The organism is Aquitalea pelogenes, from assembly GCF_041914625.1.
GTDB lineage: Bacteria > Pseudomonadota > Gammaproteobacteria > Burkholderiales > Chromobacteriaceae > Aquitalea > Aquitalea pelogenes.
In genome coordinates this window covers 103038-127406 of the sequence record NZ_JAYSDA010000010.1, presented here as the reverse complement: position 1 = coordinate 127406, position 24369 = coordinate 103038, and the positions used below count along the sequence as shown (strand labels likewise).

The 24369-nt window shown below is 59.8% G+C and carries 22 protein-coding genes and 1 tRNA gene; 6 read left to right on the top strand and 17 right to left on the bottom strand.

Features of this window, described 5'->3' with window-relative positions; genetic code table 11:
• Positions 1-8: 8 nt before the first annotated feature.
• The 8 genes from ACE3SE_RS10555 to ACE3SE_RS10520 form a co-directional block, all read right to left on the bottom strand.
• Positions 9-911, bottom strand: coding sequence for a DMT family transporter (locus ACE3SE_RS10555; RefSeq protein WP_374555131.1), 903 nt, complete (start codon positions 909-911; stop codon positions 9-11).
• A gap of 1217 nt (positions 912-2128) precedes the next feature.
• Complete coding sequence (locus tag ACE3SE_RS10550) at positions 2129-2992, bottom strand: MBL fold metallo-hydrolase (protein WP_374555129.1); 864 nt, start codon at positions 2990-2992, stop codon at positions 2129-2131.
• A 57-nt stretch (positions 2993-3049) separates the two neighbouring features.
• Entirely contained in the window at positions 3050-4279 is a 1230-nt protein-coding gene (locus tag ACE3SE_RS10545; protein ID WP_374555127.1) for a DUF2399 domain-containing protein, read from the bottom strand.
• 74 nt (positions 4280-4353) lie between these two features.
• Positions 4354-7173 (bottom strand): ATP-binding protein, encoded by a 2820-nt coding sequence (locus ACE3SE_RS10540; protein ID WP_374555125.1) that lies wholly within the window; start codon positions 7171-7173, stop codon positions 4354-4356.
• Positions 7173-7952 (bottom strand): hypothetical protein, encoded by a 780-nt coding sequence (locus ACE3SE_RS10535; protein WP_374555123.1) that lies wholly within the window; start codon positions 7950-7952, stop codon positions 7173-7175. Before ACE3SE_RS10535 ends, ACE3SE_RS10540 begins: the two co-directional genes overlap by 1 nt.
• A 3-nt stretch (positions 7953-7955) precedes the next feature.
• Positions 7956-9239, bottom strand: a complete 1284-nt coding sequence (locus ACE3SE_RS10530) for a hypothetical protein (protein WP_089085194.1) — start codon at positions 9237-9239, stop codon at positions 7956-7958.
• A gap of 106 nt (positions 9240-9345) precedes the next feature.
• Positions 9346-10623, bottom strand: a complete 1278-nt coding sequence (locus ACE3SE_RS10525; protein ID WP_374555121.1) for an MFS transporter — start codon at positions 10621-10623, stop codon at positions 9346-9348.
• Entirely contained in the window at positions 10610-12055 is a 1446-nt protein-coding gene (locus tag ACE3SE_RS10520) for a M20 family metallopeptidase (protein WP_374555119.1), read from the bottom strand. Before ACE3SE_RS10520 ends, ACE3SE_RS10525 begins: the two co-directional genes overlap by 14 nt.
• A 121-nt stretch (positions 12056-12176) precedes the next feature.
• On the opposite strand from ACE3SE_RS10520, the gene ACE3SE_RS10515 reads away from it, so the two are divergent.
• Positions 12177-13082, top strand: coding sequence for a LysR family transcriptional regulator (locus ACE3SE_RS10515; protein WP_374555117.1), 906 nt, complete (start codon positions 12177-12179; stop codon positions 13080-13082).
• A gap of 75 nt (positions 13083-13157) precedes the next feature.
• On the opposite strand, the gene ACE3SE_RS10510 is transcribed toward ACE3SE_RS10515, so the two are convergent.
• The 7 genes from ACE3SE_RS10510 to rplU form a co-directional block, all read right to left on the bottom strand.
• A complete protein-coding gene (locus tag ACE3SE_RS10510) occupies positions 13158-13925 on the bottom strand; it encodes an ABC transporter ATP-binding protein (protein ID WP_045847792.1) in 768 nt (255 codons plus the stop codon).
• 20 nt (positions 13926-13945) lie between these two features.
• Positions 13946-14659 (bottom strand): ABC transporter permease, encoded by a 714-nt coding sequence (locus tag ACE3SE_RS10505; protein ID WP_089085200.1) that lies wholly within the window; start codon positions 14657-14659, stop codon positions 13946-13948.
• Positions 14656-15345: an ABC transporter permease gene (locus ACE3SE_RS10500; protein WP_045847790.1), complete on the bottom strand. Its 690-nt coding sequence runs from the start codon at positions 15343-15345 to the stop codon at positions 14656-14658. The genes ACE3SE_RS10505 and ACE3SE_RS10500 overlap by 4 nt, the downstream gene beginning before the upstream one ends.
• A 229-nt stretch (positions 15346-15574) precedes the next feature.
• Positions 15575-16354 (bottom strand): ABC transporter substrate-binding protein, encoded by a 780-nt coding sequence (locus ACE3SE_RS10495; protein WP_062787219.1) that lies wholly within the window; start codon positions 16352-16354, stop codon positions 15575-15577.
• 405 nt (positions 16355-16759) lie between these two features.
• Positions 16760-17962, bottom strand: a complete 1203-nt coding sequence (gene obgE / locus ACE3SE_RS10490) for a GTPase ObgE (protein WP_045847788.1) — start codon at positions 17960-17962, stop codon at positions 16760-16762.
• 145 nt (positions 17963-18107) lie between these two features.
• Entirely contained in the window at positions 18108-18383 is a 276-nt protein-coding gene (gene rpmA, locus ACE3SE_RS10485) for a 50S ribosomal protein L27 (RefSeq protein WP_045847787.1), read from the bottom strand.
• Between the two features lie 12 nt (positions 18384-18395).
• Positions 18396-18707 (bottom strand): 50S ribosomal protein L21, encoded by a 312-nt coding sequence (gene rplU, locus ACE3SE_RS10480; protein WP_045847786.1) that lies wholly within the window; start codon positions 18705-18707, stop codon positions 18396-18398.
• Positions 18708-18901: 194 nt separating this feature from the next.
• Here rplU and ispB point away from each other — a divergent pair, with 194 nt between their 5' ends.
• The 3 genes from ispB to ACE3SE_RS10465 all read left to right on the top strand — a co-directional run bounded on the left by ispB (position 18902) and on the right by ACE3SE_RS10465 (position 21335).
• A complete protein-coding gene (gene ispB, locus ACE3SE_RS10475; protein WP_131357509.1) occupies positions 18902-19870 on the top strand; it encodes an octaprenyl diphosphate synthase in 969 nt (322 codons plus the stop codon).
• Between the two features lie 11 nt (positions 19871-19881).
• A tRNA-Arg gene (locus ACE3SE_RS10470) sits at positions 19882-19956 on the top strand.
• A 176-nt stretch (positions 19957-20132) separates the two neighbouring features.
• On the top strand, positions 20133-21335 hold the full coding sequence (locus tag ACE3SE_RS10465; protein ID WP_374555113.1) for a tyrosine-type recombinase/integrase: 1203 nt from the start codon (positions 20133-20135) through the stop codon (positions 21333-21335).
• Here the strand turns inward: ACE3SE_RS10465 and ACE3SE_RS10460 are convergent.
• Positions 21219-22178, bottom strand: coding sequence for a UvrD-helicase domain-containing protein (locus ACE3SE_RS10460; RefSeq protein WP_374555111.1), 960 nt, complete (start codon positions 22176-22178; stop codon positions 21219-21221). The genes ACE3SE_RS10465 and ACE3SE_RS10460 overlap by 117 nt on opposite strands.
• On the opposite strand from ACE3SE_RS10460, the gene ACE3SE_RS10455 reads away from it, so the two are divergent.
• Positions 22116-22367, top strand: coding sequence for a YqaJ viral recombinase family protein (locus tag ACE3SE_RS10455; protein ID WP_374555109.1), 252 nt, complete (start codon positions 22116-22118; stop codon positions 22365-22367). The two genes, ACE3SE_RS10460 and ACE3SE_RS10455, sit on opposite strands and share 63 nt — an antisense overlap.
• On the opposite strand, the gene ACE3SE_RS10450 is transcribed toward ACE3SE_RS10455, so the two are convergent.
• Positions 22255-23034 (bottom strand): nuclease-related domain-containing DEAD/DEAH box helicase, encoded by a 780-nt coding sequence (locus tag ACE3SE_RS10450; protein ID WP_374555107.1) that lies wholly within the window; start codon positions 23032-23034, stop codon positions 22255-22257. The two genes, ACE3SE_RS10455 and ACE3SE_RS10450, sit on opposite strands and share 113 nt — an antisense overlap.
• Positions 23035-23616: 582 nt before the next feature.
• On the opposite strand from ACE3SE_RS10450, the gene ACE3SE_RS10445 reads away from it, so the two are divergent.
• A complete protein-coding gene (locus ACE3SE_RS10445; protein WP_374555105.1) occupies positions 23617-23853 on the top strand; it encodes a hypothetical protein in 237 nt (78 codons plus the stop codon).
• The last annotated feature ends 516 nt before the right edge of the window (positions 23854-24369 follow it).

The window sequence follows — 24369 nt, the reverse complement described above, 5'->3', positions numbered from 1 at the left end:
AGCTGCTGTTAACGTCCTGCGCTGCGCGCCGACAGCAACACGCCGCCCAGAATGGCAGCAATCCCCAGCAGGTGATAACCATGAATGGCCTCACCCAGCAACAGCATGGACAACACGGCACCAAAAGCCGGCATCAGGTGGATGAAGCTACCCGCCCGCGCCGCACCAACCCGCGCCACGCCCTGATTGTAAAAATGATAAGCCAGCACCGAAGGCAGGGTGCCGACATAGGCAAAACTGGCCAGCGTGGTGACATTCAGCACCGCCCGCCGTCCCTGGGCATATTCCAGCAAGAACAGCGGCAGGATGGCCAACAGGCCGATGGCCACCAGCAGGGTGAGCAGGCCCAGCCGATCCAGCCCGGCGGGCAGGCCACGCAACAACAGGGTATACACGGCCCAGGCCAGCATGGCGGTAAACACCAGCGCATCGCCATGGTTGATATCCAGCGTCAGCAAGCGGGATGGTTCACCATGCGCCACCAGCAGCAACACCCCGGCAAAGGACAGCAACACCGCAGCCAACTGGCGACGATTAAGCGGCAGGTGGAAAAACAGCGCGCCCAGCAGCACGATCAGGATGGGAATGAAGGAATTGAGCAGCACACCATTGGTGGCGCTGGTGGACTGCAAACCCAGGTAAACCAGCGAATTGAAACTGGCAATACCCAGCAAGGCCAGCAGGATGATGCGTCGCCAGTGCGGCTGCCACAGCGGCCGCTGCGCCAGCATGGGCTTGAGGCCGACAGGCAGCAGCACGGCCAGCGCAATCAGCCAGCGGCCAAAAGCCAGGGTCAGCGGTGGAATGCTGGCATGGACGGCACGGCCCAAGACGAAGTTGCCAGCCCAGAACAGGGCAGCCAGGGTAAGCAGACAGTAAGCGGCAGTATGGGAAGAACGCGGTGAGCTCATGGTTTCAACCATGCCATGCCGGGCGGAAGGCTGGCAACTGTTTTGCGGCGCAACATGCATGCACTCACGCTGGCGGGCAGACCGGGATGAGGATTGCGTCTTCTCACTTCCTCTGCCCGCTACGCGGAACTGTTTTCATGGCGGGGCTGCCCGCCGTGCAGGCAGGGGAGCTGCGTCGCCAGCTCCCCTGCACCCCTAGGCGACCCCGGGTTGCGCGTATTTCCGCCGTATCCGCGCCGGGCAAGGCGCCACCGAACTCGCCATTCGCTAACGTCGAATGGCTCAAACATGCGGCGGCTTAAAACCTTGCCCGATCCCGGCTACTGCGGCGCGCGCCACGGGGATCAGGGAGCTTCACAACGTTCTATCAGTTGGCGTTAGTACATCCATTCAGAACGATAGTGTCAGTCCTCTAATCAAAAAAATCAGTCCCGCCTACATGGCGGACATGCCCCGCCACGTAAACACGCGACGCGCGCCACGGGGATCAGGGAGCTTCACAACGTTCTATCAGTTGGCGTTAGTACATCCATTCAGAACGATAGTGTCAGTCCTCTAATCAAAAAAATCAGTCCCGCCTACATGGCGGACATGCCCCGCCACGTAAACACGCGACGCGCGCCACGGGGATCAGGGAGCTTCACAACGTTCTATCAGTTGGCGTTAGTACATCCATTCAGAACGATAGTGTCAGTCCTCTAATCAAAAAAATCAGTCCTGCCTGCATGGCGGGCAGCCCCGCCACGTAAACACGCGGCGCGCGCCACGGGGATTGGGGCGCATCACATCACTGTTGATTCGACACTACGTCTTTTGTCTGCATCACAAGCCAGGCAAAAAAAAACCGGAGCCGTAGCCCCGGTCAACGACATCCCCCACGAGATGTATTCCCCATTGACGCCCGCCGGCATGTTGCCAGCAACATGGCACCCTGCACGTAGCAGGTGGGCGGACATCAGCATCAATCTGCATAGCAGCATAAGCGGGACATGGGGGCGCTGTCGATATCCTGTTGAATATTTTCATTACAAATTGATCAAACAATATTGGATACAATCAAATAAACAATAACTTACCTGAAAATATCAATAATATTGTCGTATTATTTGATCAAACAACACAATGACTTAGCCAACATTCCTCCAGCTTTATACAGCTGGCTGGCCGCGGCAGCCGGGCCGCCCTGCCCTGTCAAGAATGTTAAACAAATGCCACAGTCAGCGCGCCAGTGCCGTCAGGCGTGGCATATGGTCTGCGGCATGGAAACGGCCTTTGGCATCGCGGTTTACCCAGGCCATGGCGTACTGCGGGTCGTGGGTGAAGAATAGCCGCCCTTGCCGGGCAAGCAAGCCTTCCAGCAGCTGGCGTTTTTCGTCGGTCAGTTGCTCCGGAAAGCGGTCGTAACCCATGGTGATGGGCACATGCACCCAGGGCGCACCGGGAATGAGGTCGGCGGCATAGACAACCGGCCCGTCTTCCAGCGGAATTTCGGTCAGCAGCATGCCCGGTGTGTGTCCGTCGCTCAGGTGAAAGCGGTAATCAGCCGGCAGGCAGGCCGGTGTCTCGCCATCGGTCAGCACCAGTCGGCCACTGTTTTCCAGCAAGGTAATCAGTTCGGGAATAAACGACGCGTGGTCACGCGCATGTGGCTCTTTGGCACGCTGCCAGGCGCTGCGGCTGACCACGAATTGCGCCTTGGGGAACAGCAAACGCGCCGGACTGCCATCCCAGGCGGACAGCAGGCCGCCGACATGGTCGAAATGCAGGTGGGACAGAATCACCACGTCGATGTCTTCGTGGCTGCAACCGGCAGCGGCCAGATTGTCCAGCAGCACATGGCCGTCTTCCACCACGCCGTAGCGGGCTTTGAGTTCCGGCGCAAAAAATGCGCCGATACCGGCTTCCAGCAGAATGCGGCGGCCGTCCTCTTCGCGCACCAGCAGACAACGACAGGCCAGCGGCACACGGTGTGCCTCGTCCGGGGCCAGCCATTGGCTCCACATGGCGCGTGGCGCATTGCCGAACATGGCACCGCCGTCCAGTTTCTGGGAATTGCCAAGCAAGGATGTCAGGGTACGCATGGGCGCTCCGCTTGATGATGGATGTTCCGATTATCAAGCAAGCGCTCGGTATTGTCATCAACTGGCCGTTGCATCTCCCGCATGGGCGATGAACAGCGCCTCTTGCTCCACCTTGAGCTGACGCTCCAGCATGGCGGCGACAAGGTCGGCCAGCATGGGCGGCAGGCTGCGGCCAGCCAGGCGTGCCAGGGCTTGCTGATCGTCGGCGCTCAGTGGCTGGCCGCCACAGGCCAGCGTCAGGTCATCGGCCTGCATGCGCCAGGGTTGCCAGGCGCAACCGGCCTTGCCAGCCAGTTCGCCCACTTGCAGCGCAATGGCTACGCCGGACGGGTCCAGGTCACAGGCCACCTGCACCGGCAAGCGCAGCAAGGCCAGCACATGCCCCACCGCGTCCAGCCAGCGCCGGTGCGGATAGCCCGGCACCCAGATGGTGAGTACGGGCTCGGCTTGCCGGGTCAGTACTTCAAACACGCTGAGGTTTTCCACAATGCGCACCATCTGCACGGCACCACGTACTGCATCCACCTGCAGCAGCGCTTCCGGTGCCAGTGCCAGGCCGCGTTGCAACAAGGCGGCAGACAACAAGGGCTGACCGGCGGCATAGAGCGTCAGCGCGCCGGACAGGAAAACGTGCGGGGTATGGCGCGAAATGCCACAGGATTCCAGCGCAATGCCGAACTCGGCCAGCCAGCGCCGGTCGGCCTCGCCAAAGGCCTTGCTGCGACCCAGCGCGTATTGCGAGAACTGGCGCTCGGTGCCCCACAGTCCGGCCGTCAGCCAGTTGTCCAGCCCCTGGGCAATTTTCAGGCGCCGCTCCAGCGTGGAGGACTGTACGCGCTGGGTCAGGCTGTCAGCCAGGCCTTGCAGCTGCGGGTTTTGCGGCTGCCAGCCACGCCATAGCTGCACGACTTCATCACGCGCATCGGCATCCGGCAGGCCGATCAGGCTGCGCAGCTGGTACACCTCGCGCCAGTTGACCCAGAACGGCTCCCACTGGCCCAGCCGGTCGGGCTCGGCATGCAGTTCCACCTCACACCAGCCACACTCCAGCAGGCGGCGCAGCAAATCTTCGGCCTGGGTTGGATCGCCACTTTGCGCCACGAGAGTAGTCCAGCGCTGGCGCATCACGCGCAAGGCCAGCCAGCGCTGCAGCAAAGCCTGGTCGGTCTGGGGCAACAGCAAGGGTGTAGGGGCAAGCGTGGGTTGCAGCAGCAAGTGGTGGCCGCGGGCGCCGATGGGCAGGCGTTCGACCAGTTCCGGAGAAATACGGGCAAGCCAGCTGGACATGGGGTTCTGCCAGAGTAAAGGGTGAAAGGAGTAGACCGCCGGACGGAAACAAGTTTCCCCGTCCGGCGGCAACATCAGGCCTGCGGGTCTGCCTGCGGCGCATCCACCCGGCGGCGGGTTTGCAGGATGGGCGGAGCCCACTGCTCGCCCGGCCGCTTCTTGCGGGTGGCCAGCGTCAGTTCCGATGGTGCGAAGATATTGATGTTATGGGTGTTGGGCGTGGTGATCAGGTACTGCGCCTCGGTGGCCTTGAGGAAGCCTGCCACCCGGTCGATGTTGAAAATGTCGAGGTGGGCGAAGGGTTCGTCAATGAACACGAAGCCGGACGGATTGGCCTCGTCCATCATCAGGCCGATCAGCAGGATCAGCGACTTCATCACCTGCTGGCCGCCGGAAGCCTCGCCGTCGTTCATGCCCATCAGCCCCTTCTGGTCGAAGTTGAAGCGTAGCGTCAGCCCGGCTTGTGCCAATGCCGCGTCGTCGTTTTCCAGCGTGGGCAGTTCCACATCCACACCGATGCCGGCCAGCTCGCCCAGGCGCTTGATATTGGCACCATAGGCGCGCACCGTGGCGCGCAGCTTGCCCATATAGGCGGCGCGGGCGTCGTCGGTAAGTTCACGCGAGCGGTCCACCTCGCTCTGGCGGCGCTGGCGTTCGCGGTCGATCTGCGCCAGGTCGTCAGCCAGCTTGTCACGCAGTGCCAGTACCGACTCGTCAGTTTCCCATTCGCCGCCTTGCAGCCGCTCTTGCAGGTAATTCAGCTGATGGCGCGCATCGGCGGCGCTTTCGTATTCCTCTTCCAGCGCGGCCACATGCTCGGCGGCCAGCGCATCAGCGGGCAGGCGTTCGGCCCACTCACGCAGTTCGGCCAGCAGGCGGCGCAGCTGGCGGCGGCTGTTTTCCACTTCCTGACGCTTGCCGTCATAACGCGACAGGCTTTCCTGTTCGCGCTGGCAGATGCGGTCGTGCTCCAGCCGCGCATCGCTGTAGCGCTGGTCTGCTGCATCCTTGGTGGCACTCGCTTCGGCCAGTTGTGCGCCCAGTTCCTGCTGCTGCGCTTGCAGGCTGTCCAGTCGCGCAGCCAGTGCGGCAAATTCTTCGGCACGGCTATCCAGCTGGCGGATGGCGTCCATGCCGCCCAGGTATTCGGCCAGTCCGGCCGCCTCGCGGGTGATGGTCACCAGCCTTTCTTCATCGGCCAGAATGCGCACGTTCAGCTGCTTCAGCTCGTCGCGCAGAGCCAGCAGGCGCGACTGGCGCGCACCTTCGCCAAAGGCAAATTCATGCGCGGCCACGCCGATATGGCGCGCCCCGCGTCGTTCGCGGAAGTAACCGTCGCGGGTAATCCAGTCGCCATCCACCGCGGCACCGGCCTGGGCGTTTTCCACCCGGCTGACCTTGTTCAGCTGCTGGTACAGCCAGTCCGGTGCATTGGCGGAAAAGCGGATCACCTCCAGCAGGCTGCCCTTGCGTGCAGGCGGCGGGCTGCTGCGTTCCGGCACTACAAAATGGCGGAAGCGCAATTTTTCGCCCAAGCGCCAGGCCTCGCCCTTTTGCTGCGGGTTTTCCAGCAGCACCACATGACGGTAGGGGCGCAGCATGGCTTCCACCGCACCCTGCCAGCCGGCGTCCATCACCTCGATGATGTCGGACAGCATGGTGTGGCCGATATTGGCCTCGTCCAGAGCCGCCTTGAACTGGCGCACTTCTTCCGGCGAGCGGCCACGGCCGATTTCCAGTGCCTCGACATGGTTTTTCAGGTCGACGCGCTGGCGGTTCAGGTCGCGCAGGCCGTCTTTCAGTTGCTCGGCCTCGCCGCGCAGACCGGACAGCTTGTCGGACAGTGCGGCGGCATCGGCACCGTATTCGCGGCTGGCCAGGGCTTGCAGGCGGTCGCGCTCTTTCAGCTGGCCGCTGACGCTGGCGTGTTCGGCCTTGGCGGCCATGAACTGCTCCTGCGCCTGCAAACGGGCTTGTTCAGCTGCCTGGCGTGCTTCGCCAGCGGCCACTTCGGCGGCCTTGAGCTTGGCCACCAGTTGCAGGGTGTCGTGATGTTCGCGCCGGGTGCGGCTGAGCTGGCCGTAGGCGGTGCGGTAGTTTTGCCAGGTCTGGCCCAGTGCGCTCTTGCCATCCAGATAGGCCAGCACCGGCAGGGCTTCGTCCTGCAGGCGGCGGATGGTCTGGCTGAGCTGACGCCATTCCAGAAAACGCCCGGCGCGGGTTTTCATGGTTTCCACCCGCGCTTCCAGTGCTTCTTCCTGCCGGGTGAGCGCTTCCAGTTCCAGCTCGGTGGCCCGTTGTTCGTCGCGGGCGCGCTGGTAGTTGTCCAGCACGTCCTTATCGCCGAATACCTGGAAGACCAGGTCCAGCAATTGTTTGGGGCTGTATTCGGTCAGCTTGTCGGTATCGCCCTGCTCCAGCGCCAGCACCTCGCCCACGGCGGGGGTGAGGCCGGCCACTTCCAGCCGGCGGCGGTATTCCTGTACACCCAGCCATTGCGCTTGCGCCTCGGCCAGTTCCAGCGGCACATCACCATCCAGGATGGCGTAATGGCGCACCCAGTCGCCGCCCTGCTTCTTGATGCGGCACAGCAGCGTCACCGCCTCACTGACGATGGGAAAGAAGGGGGTGGGATACAGGCCGCCGGACGGGCGACGCGGGTTGTCCACCACGCCGCGCAGGTAGGCAAAGGGCTCGCGGTTGTTGCGCACATAGCGTTTGTAATCGCGCTTGCCCGAGCACTTGATGGCCAGCAGGGTGCGCATGGCATCCAGCAAGGTGGTTTTGCCCGAACCATTGGGGCCGATGATGGTGACAATCTGCGCGTCCAGCGGCACGGCCAGCCGTTGCCAGAAGTCCCAGTGCACCATTTCTACCGATTTCATCTGGAACATCAGCGGTCTTCCTCTTGCGCGGGGGCGTGTGTGTCGTCTTCGGGGCCTTCAACAGCAGCAAACAGGCTGGCGCCATCATCCGTCACCGTGGGCTGTACCGCCTGGGCAATGGCGCTGGCGGTCTTGTCGGCCAGGGCGTCGGCCGCCTGGCTGCGGCGCTGGCCCAGTACCTCGGACAGCGCGCCTTCGATGATGCGCGGAGCCAGCTGGCTGTAGTCGATCATCAGATCCAGCATCGGGCCTTCATCCAGCCACTTGTTACGGCGCACCACAAAGCCCAGGTTCACCAGCCGGCCCAGATTGGCATTGAAGCGGGTACGGCCGCCCAGCGCCTTGCCGAAGTCGGCGTACAGCGCGTCTTCCGACACACCGGTGGACACGCCTTCGCCGGTTTCCAGCGGTTTTTGCGCGCCAAACATATCGCTCTGGTTTTCCCGCCCGGCTTCCACGCGGGCAATCTGCCGTTCGCGCTTTGGCAGGATGATCAGCGCCCACAGGATGACCAGCAGCGCCACGCCATCGCGCGGCAGGCCCAGATTATTGTTGAGCCAGGCTTCGCCGCTGCCGAATACCGGCTCGGTCATCTCCGGCAGCAGGGCGACGGCGATGTGCTCGGCATAGGGGTTTTCCACCAGCCGCAGGCCGACATCGGCCAGCCGCTTGTCCAGCTCCTGGCGGAAGATATCGTCCAGCAGCGCCTTGCGCGCCAGCGCGTCGCCACGCGGCACCACGCGGTGCGCCAGCAGACGGGCGGTGAGGGTTTTCAGTTGCTGTTCCATGGCTTAATTCGGGGTATGGGGAAGCAGGCGCGCATCAGACAGCGTGGCTACTTCCGGGTGTTCGGGTTCAATCACGGCTTCGCCGCCGTGCAGGGTGAACGGCAATTTGGCCAGCGCCGCCACAATGCTGGCATCGCCATGGCTTTCCGGGTCGCCAATCAAGGACAGCAAGGACAGCCGGTAGGCGGTTTCGTTGTAGCTGTCGGCCAGCACCGCCTGCCGGATGGGAATGTGGTCCGCCCCGCTCTCGCCCAGTTGCAGGCCCAGGGTTAGCAGTTCGTCGTACATGGCTTCGGCAGCAAACAGGCGCTCCACTTCCAGCTCGCCGGACAGGGGCGCGGCCACGCTGCCGGGCAAGGTGGTATTGCCGGCCTTGGCCCGCTCGCGCGCCAGCAGCTCGAATTCCGCCATGTCAGCCAGTTCCGGCGTGGCAATGAAGGCGGGTTCCGGGTTGATGGACAGGCAGCCGGTCAGTTGATCGGCCAGCTGGCCCACCGCCTGACGGCGCAGCCAGTCGGCGATATCGGTGGAGGTAAGGCCGGAGCTGCCCAGATGCACACGCTGCGCGGCCAGCTGCGCCAGACGGCGTTCGAAGGTACCGGCCAGCGCCAGCATGCGGCTTTGCGCCAGCGCCACCGCCTGCGCCTGATTCAGGGCGGACAGGCTGAGCGTGTCGTCGGCGGTCAGGCTGCGGATCACTTCTGTCGATTTAGCCACCCAGCGCCACACGGCTTCCAGCCGGTGCTGGGCAGCGCGGATACGGAATTCGGATTGCGATTCCAGCGCTTCTTCAAACTCGCCATACAGCTCGTTCAGCCGCGCCAGCAAGTGCTTGAGGGCGTCGTCCGACAACTGCCCCACCGCCTGCCCGGCGGCCACCTGGCTGGTGAGATAGCCCAGCTCGACATCATCACCGGCAAAGTCAATCAAGGTGGCCAGCGCCGCCAGCGCCACGCGTGCGCCTTCGGACAGCTGGTACTGGCCACCATCGCTGTCGTACACCAGCAATTCGCCCTCGCGCAGGCGGCCCAGAATGGTGGCCAGCTTGGTGTCGTTGAGATAAGCAAAGCGCTGGGCGATTTCCTGCGGCGTCCAGCGCGGCGCGTCGGCGCGGCTGCCCAGTTCGCGCAGCACCAGGAGGCGCATCAGCACCTCCTCGTCGCCACCGCGAAACAAGGTGACAAACACGGACAGATACGGCCAGGCCTGTTGCAGGCGATTGACCGCAGACAGCGAATCCGGCGCAATGCCCGGCTGGAAAAAGTCGGCGAGCGATTCCAATGACATTCCGGCATCAAGAAGCAAAAGCGGATTGTCCAAGGCCGGGCGGGGGTAAGTCAACGCATCTTGCATGACTGGGGGTGCGTACCAGGGCAGGGCACCCCCCCCATGCTCAGACTGCTGACGGTTGTATTTGCGGTGTGCGTCGGCTTCGCGCGATATAGGCCAGGGCGGCCAGGCTGATCAGGGTGGTGAACATCAGGTAAAAGCTGGGAGCCTGATTGCTGCCGGTGGCGCTGATCAGCCACACGATGATGGCCGGGGCAAAACCACCAAACACCGTTACGCCCACGTTGTAGCCAATGGCCATGCCGGTGGCGCGGGTGGCGGGCGGGAAGATTTCCGACATCAGCGCTGGCAAGGCACCAAAGTAAACGGACTTGAGCAAGGCCAGCCAGCCCACCAGCACATACAGCGCCCAGGCACTGCCACTCACCGAGACATACAGGAATACCGGGTAAATGGTGAGGGCAAACAGCACACCGGCCATGGCCATTTGCCTGAGCCGCCCGATGCGGTCGGACAGCCAGCCGGAAAACGGCGTCACCACGGTAAGGATTACCCCGGCCAGAATGCTGGCAGCAAAACCGGTGGCGGCATCCATCTTCAGCTGGCGGATGGCAAAGGTGGGCACGTATTGCAGCATGTAATTGACTGCGGTGGACACGGTAATCACCCCGATGGCCGCCAGCACCATGCTTTTCTGGCTGAGCAGGACATCACGCACCGGCGTGGCGGTGTGCTCGGCTTCCTTGAAGCTATGCGCATCGTCCAGACAGCGCCGCATCAGCAAACCGGCCGGGCCAATCAGCAAGCCGAAGAAGAAGGGAATGCGCCAGCCCCAGGCCAGCAGCTCCTCATGCGTCAGCAGCTTGACCAGGCCATAACCAAACAGCGAAGCCAGCAAGGTGGACAAGCCCTGGGTGGCAAACTGCCAGCTGGCGAGAAACCCCCGGCGGTGCGGGGCATGCTCGATCAGCATGGCGGTGGACGCGCCGAACTCGCCACCCGCGGAAAAGCCCTGAATCAGCCGCGCCAGGAAAATGCCGATGGGTGCCGCCACGCCAATCTGCGCATAAGTAGGCAGCAGGGCGATGATGGCGGTGCCCACCATCATCAGGCTGACCGTCAGCAGCAGCGCGGCCTTGCGGCCATGCCGGTCGGCATAGCTGCCCAGTACCACGCCGCCCAGCGGCCGGATCAGGTAGGAGGCACCAAACGAACCGAAGGTCAGCAGCATGGAGGCGGTTTCATTCCCTGCCGGGAAGAAATTGTGGGCGATATAAACGGCAAAAAAGGCATAAATGGCGATATCAAACCATTCCAGCGCATTGCCGATGGAAGTGGCCACCACGATGCGGGTCAAGCTGACGGGTTTAGCTGTCGACATGGTTTTCTCCTGTGTATGCCCTGGCCTGTGCCACCAACTGGCTGCCCTGCTCGCCCAGATCCCACCAGATGCCGGCCATCAGCCCCAGGGCCTGGCGCGCCACTGGCGCAAGCAGGTGCTCATTGGGCGCATGTTGCGCACAGCCGGGGTAGGAGTGCGGCAGCCACAAGGTAGGCAGTCCCAGAATGTCGGCAAAGGCATCATTCGGCACCGTGCCGCCCAGATTGGGCAGCAAGGCGGCAGGCTGGCCGGTACTGTGACGCATGGATGCCAGCGCCCACTCGACCCAGGGATGATCCAGCGGCAGCCGGGTAGCCGCAGAACTGGACAGAATGCGCACCTGCACATGTTCCAGCCCATGCTGTTGCAAGTGCGACGCAATATGCTGCCGGGTATTGCGCCAGTCCGTCCCCACTACAAAGCGCAGTTGGCACACCGCCTTGGCGCTGGGTGGTATCGCGTTCACCGGCTTGCGGGCATTGCCGGACTCCAGCGCCAGCACTTCCAGCGCATTCCAGCCTATCACCCGCTCCAGTGGCGTCAGGCCCGGCTCGCCCCAGTCTGTATCCACCGCCGGGCTGTTTGCTTCGCCCGCCAGCGTCAGGCCGGACAGTGCACGGCGCACCCGCTCGTCCAGCGGTGGCGGCCGCAGGCCGGGTACCTGAATCACCCCGCGTGCATCCACCAGACAAGAAAGCGCGTGCGCCAGCACTACGGCCGGGTTGCGCAGGGCACCGCCCCAATTGCCGGAATGATGGCCGCCTTCGCGCAACAGGATATTCAGTTCGAACAGCACATTGCCGCGCGAACCCAGAAACAAGGTCGGCCGCTCGGCACTCACCCGTGGCCCGTCCGAAGCAATAAAGACATCGGCCCGCAAGGCTGCCTGTTCTTGCAGGCAGATTTCGCGCAAACCGGGCGAGCCGATTTCCTCGCCACTTTCAAACAGCCATTTGTTGTTGAAGCCCAGCCGGCCGCCACGGCTTTGCCGCACCGCCTCCAGCGCAGCCAGGTTGATGGTGTGCTGGCCCTTGTTATCCGCCGTGCCACGGCCATACCAGCGCCCCTGCTCCACCGTCACCTGCCAGGGATTCAGGCCGCTGCGCCAATGCACATCATCACCGCGCACCACATCGGCATGGCCATAGCTCAGTACGGTGGGCAAGTCGTCGGCTTCATGCCGCTCTGCCAGCAGGAAGGGCGCCAGCGGTGCCACAGGGTTGTCCAGTATCCGGCAGTGAAAACCCATGCCCTGCAAGCCGGGTATCAGCTCCTGCTGGAAATAGGCCAGATGAGTGGCCGCCTGTGCCGGGTCCTGGCTTTCGGTATGAAAGCCCACCCGGCGTTGCAGATCGCCCAGCAAACCGCCTTGATCGAAATAGGCATACGCCCGCTCCAGTGCCTGACTTCGTAAAACCTGCCCTTGCGTCATCTGGTTTCTCCAATGGGAATTCAATATGGTGGGATGGCTTGCGCAGTCTAGAAGCGGGCAAACAGCAATGACAATTGCAAAAAAAGCCAGGCTTGTTGCCATAAAAGCAAGGGAGATCAAGGTGATACACGGCATCGCTCTGCGCTACTTCGTGGAAGTGGCGCGTACCGGATCACTGGCTGCGGCATCGGAAGAACTGCATGTCGCGGTATCCGCCATCAGTCGGCAAATAGCCAAACTGGAGCAAGAAGCCGGTACGGCACTGTTTGAACGACTGCCCCGTGGCATGGTGCTGACCGAGGCAGGAGAATTGCTGGCAGAACATGCACGTCGCACACTGCTGGATGCGCAAACCGTGCTGGGTGAAATCTCATCACGCCATGCCAGGCAAGGCGGCCTGGTGCGATTGGCGTGTACTGACGGGTTTGCCCATAGCCTGTTGCCGGACATCATGCTGCTTTATCACCAGCAACACCCGGCAACGCGCTTTTCGCTGGAAAACGGTAGCCCGGAACAGGTACGGCACTGGGTGGAAACCGGCGAAGCCGATATCGGACTGGGCTTTGCCATGGCGGACAGCCATAAAGTGGACGTTGTCCTGCAGCACGAACTGCCGGTATGCGCCCTGCTGCGCCCCGGCCATCCGCTGGCCGGACAAGAGACCCTGAGCCTTGACGACCTTGCCCGCTATCCGCTGGCCATCCTGGAGCGCGGCAACACCGTGCGGCAATTGCTGGAATGGAGCTTTAGCGCACAGGGCAAGGTATTCAGCCCGCTGCTGAGCAGCGGTCACTCCAGCACCCTGCACCGCTTTGCCGCCCGTACCGATACCATTGCGCTGGGCAGCCGTCTGGCCATTCACGGCTTGCCGGAATGCAGCAAGCTGCTGGCAAAAAACATCGACGAACCACTGCTGCAACAAAGACAGCTACAGCTGATGACCATGCAGGACCGCCGCCTGCCACCGGCTGTCAGCCAGTTCCTGCAGTTGCTGGCGCAACAATTGCGCGAGGTACTGGCGGACTGAACCGCCTGGTTTGGACAAGAAAAAAGCGGCCCATCTCATCAATGGGCCGCTTTTACTTTCTATAACACCGACAACCTATTTCAGGCTGCCGGACAGGAAGGCTTTCAGGCGTTCGCTCTTGGTATTGCCGAATACTTCGTCCGGGTGGCCTTCTTCTTCCACCCGGCCCTGATGCAGGAACATCACGTGGTTGGACACATTACGGGCAAAGCCCATTTCATGGGTCACCACCACCATGGTGCGGCCTTCTTCGGCCAGGGTCTGCATCACCTTGAGCACTTCGCCCACCAGTTCCGGGTCCAGCGCCGAGGTGGGTTCGTCAAACAGCATCACTTCCGGTTCCATCGCCAGTGCACGGGCAATGGCCACACGCTGCTGCTGGCCGCCGGACATGTGCGCCGGATACTTGGCCTGGGCCTGGGCGTCCAGCCCTACCTTGCGCAGGTATTTTTCGGCGCGGGCAATGGCTTCGTCACGCGACAGGCCCAGCACATGAATGGGGGCTTCGATGACATTTTCCAGCACCGTCATGTGGCTCCACAGATTGAAATGCTGGAACACCATGGCCAGCTTGGCACGCATGGCTTGCAGCTGTTTGTGGTCGGCCGGCACCAGTTCGCCCTGCTTGTTCTTTTGCAGGGTGATTTCCTCGCCACCCAGGCTGATGCTGCCGGCGTTGGGTTTTTCCAGGAAGTTGATGCAGCGCAGGAAGGTACTTTTCCCGGAGCCGGAAGAACCGATGATGCTGATTACATCGCCTGCCTTGGCCTTGAGCGAGATGCCCTTGAGCACTTCGTGGCTGCCATAGCTCTTGTGCAGGTCTTTAACGACTAGCTTTTCCATCTTTTATCCTTGCGGGTAACTCAGGCCTTCATCGGGCGCAAATGCGCCAGCCACTTGCTTTCCGCCTTGCGGAACAGGGCCACCAGAACAAAGGTGATACACAGGTAAATCAATGCGGCCAGACCAAAGGCATTAAACGAATCATAGGTGGCGGCATTGGCATCGCGCGCCACTTTCAGGATGTCCGGCACGGTGGCGGTAAAGGCAACGGTGGTGGCATGCAGCATCAGGATCACCTCGTTGCTGTAGGCCGGCAGTGCGCGGCGCAGGGCCGACGGAATGATGACCCGGCGATACAGGGTGAACTTGCTCATGCCGTAGGCACGGCCCGCTTCGATTTCACCATACGGCGTGGCCTTGATGGCACCGGCGAAGATTTCGGTGGTATAGGCACAGGTATTCAGGCCGAAAGCCAGAATGGTGCAGTTATACCCTTCGCGGAAGAAGTGGTTGAGAAAGCCCACTTCGCGCACCACGTCAAGGCTGTACATGCCGGTGTAAAAGAACAGCAGCTGGATGTACAGCGGCGTGCCACGGAACACGTAGGAAAACAGCCATACCGGGCTGGACAGCCACTTGGACTTGGAGACCCGGGCAATGGCCAGCGGAATGGAGGCGCAAAAACCGAAGGCAATGGAAACCACCAGCAGCCACATGGTGACGGCCAGGCCGGACAGGTGATAGCCGTCCGACCAGAGGAAGGCTTTCCAGTATTGTTGGATGATGTCGATCACAGGTCTGCCTCCCGCACGCCGGTGGAGTAGCGGCGTTCCAGCCACATCAGCACCACGCTGGAAACCGTTGTCAGAATCAGGTAAATGGCACCGGCCACCAAGGTGAAGAAGAACACGCGGTAGGAGCTCTTGCCGGCATCAATCGATGCTTTCACCACATCGGACAAGCCGATGATGGACACCAGCGCGGTGGCCTTGAGCATGACTTGCCAGTTATTGGAAATACCCGGCAGGGCAAAGCGCATGACCTGGGGAAACTGGATGCGGGAGAAGGTTTGCCAGCTGCTCATGCCATAAGCAATGCCGGCTTCGATCTGGCCTTTGGGCACAGACAGGAAAGCCCCGCGGAAAGTCTCGGTAAAGTAGGCCCCGTAGATGAAGCCCAGGGTAAACACACCGGACACAAAGGGGTTGAGGTTGATCTGCTCCATGCCTTGCCATTCGGTCAGGTGATTCATGCCGATTTGCAGGCTGTAGAAGATCAGCAGCATCAGTACCAGGTCCGGTACGCCGCGAATCAATGTGGTGTAAAGCGTGGCAATGCCCTTGAGCACGGGATTGCTCGACAGCTTGGCGCCAGCGCCACCCAGACCGATGATGAAGGACACCAGAAGCGACATGACTGCCAGCTCCAGCGTGACCCATGCACCGTCCAGGATGATTGGCCCGAATCCATCCAGAAACATGGCCGTTTCCCCTGTATGTTGTGCTCGCCACACCCTGTCCCGCGCGCGCAGACATCCACCGCCAGTCCCGCAAAGGCAGGCAGCAGCGTGAGTTTGTCACCGGGGCGCAGTGTGTCAGCGAAGTTGGCAGCGGACGTAACAGTGGGTGTTACGCATCTCCTCCGCAGCCGTGATGAAAACGCGCCCCGCTGATATCACCGGGGCGCGGTGCTTCCGTCAGTGTTACGACTTATTTGCCGTATACATCAAACGTGAAGTATTTCTTTTCGATTTTCTTGTAGGTGCCGTCTTTCAGCATGCCGGCAATCGCCTTGTCGATGGCAGCTTTCAGATCGGTATCTTCCTTGCGCAGGCCGATGCCGGCACCGGTACCCAGGGTTTTCGGGTCGTTCAGGTTGCCGCCGGCGAAGGCAAAGCCCTTGCCTTCCGGTTTTTTCAGGAAGCCTTCATCAGCCTGGATGGCGTCTTGCAGGGAAGCGTCCAGACGACCGGATGCCAGGTCAGCCAGCACCAGGCTCTGGTTCTGGTACGGAACCACTTCTACACCGCCCGGTGCCCAGTGGGCCTTGGCGTAAGCTTCCTGGATGGTGCCTTGCTCAACACCAACGCGCTTGCCCTTCAGGGAAGCGGCAGTCGGCTGCAGGCCGGAACCAGCCTTGGCAACCATGCGGGTCGGGGTATTGAACAGCTTGGCGGAGAAGTTGATTTCTTTCAGACGTGCTTCGTTGATGGACATGGAGGACAGCACGCCATCAAATTTCTTGGCCTTCAGGGCCGGGATCATGCCGTCGAAGTCGTTTTCCACCCATACACACTTGGCTTTCAGGCGTGCACAGATTTCATTGCCCAGGTCGATGTCAAAACCCACCAGCTGGCCGTTAGGGGCCTTGGACTCGAACGGAGCATAGCTGGCATCAACGCCAAAACGGACTTCTTTCCAGTCTTTGGCAAATGCGCCAAAAGAAGTGGCCATCAGTGCCAGAGAAACGGCGGTAATCACTTTTCTCATCAAACTTCTCCTTACTGCTTGGTTTTATTGTTCACACCATGCCGGGCAGCCCCTGCCACCGCAACATACCGATACGCTGTAATCGGCTCGCCTGCCTTGTGGGCGGGTCAAACCGACTGGCAGCAATGGTTATATGAATAGCGCAAATTGTCCAGAAGCACGACTCCGGATACAGGATAAATAACGCATCCGCCCTGACCGGAGAGGACAGCAGATCAAGGCTGGGCCGATTTCTGGAAGATCAAGTCGCATTCGATTGTATTCTTGAGTACAAAATACAACAAACCCACGTAAAACTACGTAGCGTATTTTGCAGTGCGACATCAAATTTTCAAAGTGCAACCGTGCAATAGACGAAAAAAAGCCGGTTTCTTCTGAAAACCGGCTTTTGGGACAGTGTCTGGCTTAGTTTTCTTCGCCAGCCGCCTTGGCAGCAGCGGCAGCTGCCTTGGCGGCTTCAGCCGCTTCCAGCTGAGCGCGGGCCGCGGCCTTGCGGGCCAGGCGTGCTTCTTCGGCCTGACGTTCGGCCTCTTCAGCAGCAGCACGGGCGCGGGCACGCATGATGCGCAGATAGTTATCAATCGCGCGCACCAGCTCACGGGTGCCTTCGTGGGTCAGCGCAGAAATGGCAAATACACGCGGGGTGTCGACATCAAACGCCAGGCTGTCGTCCGGCTGGGTCTTGGGCCAGCCATAGGCTTCCAGGAAGGCGCTTACCGTCAGGTCGCGCTCTTCTTCCGGCAGCATGTCCAGCTTGTTCAGCACTAGCCAGCGCGGCTTGCCGTGCAGTTCGGCATCGTATTTTTCCAGCTCGGCCACGATGGCGCGTGCTTCGCGTACCGGGTCGACATCCGGGTCGAACGGGGCGATATCCACGATGTGCAACAGCAGGCCGGTACGTTGCAAATGCTTGAGGAAGCGATGACCCAGGCCAGCGCCTTCGGCAGCACCTTCAATCAGCCCCGGAATATCGGCAATCACGAAGCTGCTGGTATCGTCCATGCGCACCACACCCAGGTTGGGGTGCAGGGTGGTAAACGGATAGTCCGCCACCTTGGGGCGCGCGGCCGATACCGAGCGGATGAAAGTGGACTTGCCGGCATTGGGCATGCCCAACAGGCCCACGTCTGCCAGTACTTTCAGTTCCAGCTTCAGCGTACGCTGTTCACCCTCTTCACCCGGTGTGCTCTGACGCGGCGCGCGGTTGGTGGACGACTTGAAGTGGATATTGCCCAGGCCACCCTTGCCGCCACGGGCAATCATCACCCGCTGGCCGTGATGGGTGAGGTCGGCCACCAGCTCGCCGGTGTCGTGGTCGGTAATCACCGTGCCCACCGGCATGTGCAGTTCGATATCGTCACCGCCCTTGCCGTAGCAATCGGCACCACGGCCACGCTCGCCGTGCTGCGCCAGGTATTTCTTGACGAAACGGTATTCCACCAGGGTATTCACGTTTTCGTCTGCCACGGCAAACACGCTGCCACCCTTGCCACCATCGCCACCGTCCGGGCCGCCAAACGGCACGTACTTTTCGCGACGGAAACTGGCGGCACCATTGCCGCCCTTGCCCGCAAACACTTCGATACGGGCTTCGTCGATAAACTTCATACATCCTCCTTGAGGAGTCAGGCGTCAAGGTTGCATCCGGCAACCAGCCCTCACGCCTTGCCCCTCGTCTGGCCCGCCAGATGGCAAGCCGGATAAAAAAAAGCCCTATCTCACAGGATAGGGCTTTCTTGTCTGCAGAAAGCGATTATTCGCCGTCTACACCGGTGTACGGTACCACGGTAACGATCTTGCGTTGCAGAGCACCCTTAACGGTGAACTGAACATAGCCGTCAACCTTCGCAAACAGGGTGTGATCCTTGCCCTGACCAACATTTTCACCAGCGTGGAAACGGGTACCACGCTGACGAACAATAATGGAACCTGCCGGAATCAGTTCGCCACCGTAAGCCTTAACGCCCAGGCGTTTGGCTTCGGAGTCACGACCGTTGCGGGAGCTACCGCCTGCTTTTTTGTGTGCCATGACTGTTTATCCTTACTTCGAAATCGCGTCGATGCGGATTTCGGTGAAGTTCTGACGATGACCCTGATGCTTCTGGTAGTGCTTGCGACGACGCATCTTGAAGATACGTACCTTGTCGCCACGACCGTGGGAAACAACAGTAGCCGTAACGGTGGCACCTGCAACCAGCGGGGCGCCTACAACAACCTGTTCACCGTCAGCGACCATCAGCACTTCTTCGAGTACGATTTGGCTGTCGACGTCTGCAGGTATCTGTTCTACTTTGAGTTTTTCACCGATGGCAACCTTGTACTGCTTGCCGCCGGTTTTTATGACCGCATACATTCGCATAGCTCCTAAAGAGGGAATCTTCCCCGCATCACGCGAAGAAGAACGCGAAACTATACGCAGGGTGCAAAAAGTTGTCAATAATTTCATCAGTTTAGCCCCGCAACAAAGGTGGGCATGGCTGGCTGCATGGCTTTTCTGGTAACATTCCGCGCTTCTGGCTCCGCTAACACCAACATCTGGCTAAAACCGTGTCCACCCCGCTATTCCGCACCCTGATCGCTGAAGACATGCAGACCGTAGACCGCGTCATCCGCGCACGCCTGCACTCCGATGTAGTTCTCATCCGCCAGGTGGCGGAATACATCATCACCGCCGGCGGCAAACGCCTGCGCCCGGTACTGACCCTGCTGTCCGGCAAGGCACTGGGTTATGAAGGCGACCATCTGTACGAACTGGCGGCAATGATCGAATTCATTCACACCGCCACCTTGCTGCACGACGACGTGGTGGACGAATCCGACATGCGCCGTGGCCGCGAAACCGCCAATGCCCTGTTCGGCAATGCCGCCAGCGTGCTGGTGGGTGACTTCCTGTACACCCGCGCCTTCCAGATGATGGTGACCACCAATAACATGCAGATCCTGCAGGTGATGGCCGAAGCCACCAACATCATCGCCGAAGGCGAAGTGCTGCAACTGTTGAATATCGGCAATACCGAACTGTCCGAACAGGACTACCTGCAAGTCATCCAGTACAAGACTGCCAAGCTGTTTGAGGCCGCCGCCCGCGTGGGCGCGCTGATTGCAAACGGCAGCGACGCCCAGGTCAAGGCACTGGCCGACTACGGCATGTACCTGGGCACTGCCTTCCAGATCATCGACGACGTACTGGACTACAGCGGCGACGCCGACACCATCGGCAAGAGCCTGGGTGACGACCTGGCCGAAGGCAAGGCCACCCTGCCCTTGATCTACACCATGCGCCAGGGCCCCGCCACCGCGGCCGACGTGGTGCGCCAGGCACTGGAAAACGCCAGCCGCGACCGTTTCCACGATGTATTGGCTGCGGTACAATCCTGCGGCGCGCTGGACTACGCCAAAAACGAAGCCATCAAAGCCGCCGAACAAGCCGTGGCCGCCATTGCCGACCTGCCGGACACCCCGGTGAAACAGGCACTGGTAGAACTGGCCCGCCTGTCGGTAGAGCGCAACGCCTGATCCGGATTTAGGTCTCCGTAGTTAAATGGATATAACGGCCCCCTCCTAAGGGGCAGTTACAGGTTCGATTCCTGTCGGGGGCACCACCTACAGTTCCAGCGAAGTCCGAGCAAGTCCACAAAAGCCGCACCCCGCAAGGGTTTGCGGCTTTTTTTATGCCTATGACGTCCGAGGAGGTCCTGCCACTTCCGGTGGTTTTGTTGGTACAAATGTTGGTACAATTTTCGCAGCAGAAATCTTGTACCAACATTTGGAGGGTGCAATGCCCCTGACAGACGCGCAGATAAAGGCTTTCAGGCCCTCAGAGGACGGCAAGCCAGTCAAGTTGGCCGATGGTCAAGGACTATTCCTGATGGTGATGCCAAACGGCTCCAAATACTGGCGCTATCACTACCGCTTTGCTGGTAAGCAAAAGACACTTGCTCTGGGTGTCTACCCAGACATTACCCTCAAGCAAGCCCGCACCAAACGGGAAGATGCAAGACGCCTGCTGGATCAAAATACTGACCCCGGCCTACAAAAGCAGGTGGAGAAGCTCAATGCCAGTGCATCCAATGCGACAACATTCGAACTGATTGCCAGAGAATGGCACGCCAGCGCCAGCCACGAGTGGAGCCAGGACCACGCTGACCGAGTCCTGGCATCCTTGGAAACTCACATCTTCCCTTTCCTGGGAGAGCTGCCAATTTCGCAGATCAAGCCGATGCAATTGCTGGCCGTCCTGCAGAAGGTTGAACGTGCAGGTAAGATCGATACCGCTCTACGCCTGAAACAGCGCTGCGCATCCATCTTTGACTTGGCTGTTCGCACTGAGCGCTGCGATACCAATCCAGTAGCTCCGCTCAGCAAGACGTTGCGCACCCAGCAATCCACACCGCGCAAAGCCTTGCATGAGGACGACCTACCAGACTTTCTCAAACGCCTGGCCAGCTTCGATGGCAACAAACAGACTGCCCTGATGATGGAACTGGCCCTACTCACCTTCACCCGGGTGGGTGAACTGTCACAAGCTAGGTGGGAAGAAATCGACTTCGAGAAGGCCCTGTGGACCATCCCACCGGAGCACCGCAAGCTGCAGGAGAAATTCAAGAACACCGCTCCGCCACACCTGGTACCGCTATCTAGCCGTGCCATTGCGGTCCTACGCAGCATGGAAGAGATCAGCGGAGGGCGTGAGCACATCTTCCCCAATCGTAACGACCCACGCCGCCCGATGTCGCCGGAAACCTTACGCAGAGCCCTGCACAGCATGGGCTACAAGGGAAAGGCCGATGTACACGGTTTCAGAGCGACAGCATCGACCATCCTGAACGAAGAAGGCTTCAATCCGGATGCGATCGAGCGCCAGCTATCGCACGTTGAAACCAACAAGGTACGCGCAGCCTACAACCGTGCGGAGTACATGGAGGAACGAGTCAAGATGATGGAGTGGTGGGCTAAATTTCTGGAACGTCAGAACCAATGAGCATGAATCGTAAAACATATCTTCCGCCAGCGTCTTGGTAAACGTCGTAAATACAACTGGTCGCCCAGGAAGTTCGGCGTATTGACGCGCCAATCTTGCTGCACGATGCATGGCAACTACGGTCTTTCCTGTGCCGGCACCACCAGAGACTTTAACTGGCCCACTCCAGTCACGCTCAATCAATTTGCGCTGGCTCGGATGCAAGAAAACGCGCCAACGTTCCAGTGGTGCCCCCAATAGGGCCTCAAGATCACTGTCGTCGGTAAGCACAACAAAATGACGACGCGACCCATCCCGTTCCAGCGCAGCACCGTAGTCCTGAGGATCGATCTGTTCATGTGGTGACGATTTGTCCAGCAAGATTTGCTCTAACGAATCGCCTGCTGCATACAGGAACAAAGCCTCATAAGCTTCATCAGGCAACCTCGATTGCAATGTATCCAGCTCTGCATCGCAGGTTATCGACCTAACTAAAGTCAACATCTCATCTGGTACGCCAAGACGTCGGATTTCACGGTCTTTCAGCGCATCAAAGATACCAGCAGGTTGGGCAACCGTTGCCAAGTCCTGTTTTGCAGGCATGGACTCTTCAACGGAATAGACCTGGATACTTCCTACATCCGGATGGATTGCGACCTTGTGTCGTCGTGCCCATTGATAGGCATCATCATGCTGATCAACCCAGAGTAAGCAATACACATTGCCGAGATCAGGCTTTAAGACGATACCTCTCATGTTGTCATTCATCCGGACCGAACGCATGTTCGGATCAGCAGCATCATGAATGCGCTCATAATTGATACCGGGCGCAAGGTACGGCGGGTGAATGCGGTACTGCAGCACCCTGCGCACCGTTTCATGCTGGCCAATCTGGATCGGGAGGTGCGTTGTCCGGACGAGGGCTGGGGCATCCTGGAAATCAAGACCGCCAGCTATCACTCGGCCCCGCAGTGGGAGGAAGGCATAGCCCTTTTTGTTTGGCCTCTTGTAGCAGGGCAATGGCCAGCTGCGTTTTACCGGATCCGGCGGTAGCCTGAATGCGGTAGCGACGCGATGGGGCCTGTATGCGGGGAACCCAAGTTGCCAGGCCATCGGCCAGCCCTTTGATGGTTTGTTGCAGCTGGCCTTGCAGGCTGGCGATATCTGGCTGCAGATCCAGTTGGTTGCTCAGGAAAGCTTTGACCTGATCTGCGGTACTGCTCGGCAGGCCCAAAGGCAGTAGCTGCGTGATGCGAGCCGGCAGGTTGGGATAATCCTGGATGTCGTAAATGCGTTCTCGCGGGATGCCGACAATGCTGGAGGCAGTCAGGTGGAAATCCGGCAATACCAGGCAATTGCTAACTGAAGCTGCCAGTTCTGCCTTGGCAAGCAACTGGCGCATTGCACCGTATTGCACCCGAACTTGGGCGGCGACATCGCGCTGACGCGTTCCATAATTTTTCAGCAATTGCCCATCGCAAACGCTGAGCACACCAGCTTTGACTTCGACCAGTAGTAGGTCACCAGCCTGGTTCATGATGATCAGGTCTATCTCGCCGTGACAGTCTCGCTCTTCATACAGGCTATGCCATTCAACGTTATGGAAGATGGTATAGCCATCTGGCAGCGTTTTTTGCAGCAGCCCCAGTACATCCATTTCACGGCGATAGCCGATGGAATTTCGTGTATTACCCGACAAGTCCGGAAGAAGCGTGGCCATGCGATGACATCATTTTTATAGTTACGGCATAACCATATCAGAAGCTAACAAAATTTACGTAGTTAAACTGCATGAATTATGATGCCTTGCGACAAGGTTTGTCGTAGGTCAATGTCATGCTGTGTCTGTCTTGAGGAAGGGGGTGGGCATATGTACCGAGAGCAGAGACAGTCACGAGAGGGTGATCCGGGCTGGACCGTGTTGGCCGTGTTGTTGTTTGTCGCATCCCTGTTTGTGCCAGGACGCTTTGTCAGCAAGTGGCTTCAGGCGCTGGCAGCGGTCTTGCTTGCCATCACCTGCCCATTGCTTGGTGTTCCACTGTTGCTTTACTTCGTCCTGTCGCGCTAAGGGGAGAGTTGCATGCCAGTTCCAATCGGCCCGCTCAAATTTGTCTGCCCTCGCTGCCACTGGCAGCGGACCATCCATATGGCTTCTGACGTACTCATTCAGCCGACTTGGGCCAAGCAGTGTCCACAGTGCGGTTTTGCTCCGCTAAAGGCGGAGGCCGGTAGGTGTCTGCCCGGCTTGCTTGGTCAAGTTGTTGAGCGAGTTCTGCGTAAATTCGTGTAGTCCGGAGCATGCATGAGTACATCACCAAACACCAGCATGTCTAACTGTCTCGCATCGGCCGAGCTTGCCAAGGTGGTAAGTGTATTTGCCAGCAAGCCACTTTCAGAAATCCCCTTGATTGACCTGCGTAATGCCTTGCGTATTTACAAAGTAAGCTTCGCTGAGGGTATGAGCAGGGTAGAGGATGAAATGCCTGCGCTGGCCCTTCTTGCTTTGCGTGAAATGAGGCATAGACTATTTGCTGCCTGAGCTCTGCATGCTTGATTCACGCCATGTAAGTGTTCGCTGACTTATTCCTTCAGCTTGTCTGAGAAGAGACGCTCAATGTATAGCGACGTCGGCCAGTACGGCTGCACCGGCTCCAAGGCTGAGCAATGATGCACTGGTCATTAAGTTACGTGCGGTCAGTCAGTCGTCTGCATCTTTTTTAATTACTTGTTCCGAGGAGGTGTCCGGAACAATCTCATACCTCTGCAGTTCCAGAATGTTAAGTGTACAGGCCCTGCCTAGCCCAAGCCTGGCACATGTGGATTGCGTCATGCTCACCACGTTTGCTGCCACTTGTTGGCTCACCTCGCACAGTTCTGTTTCTTCTGCAATCACACACCACTCATCCGGAAGGCTTGCGATGCACCACGGCCACCGTTAAGACCGCGTGTACTCGGTTGCTGCATTCAGTGATGCATTACCCAGCCCACAATGAATTTCTTGCTCCACAAAAGGTGGAATTTTTTCTCTCTGAAGCCGTGTCAATACTAGTTTCTC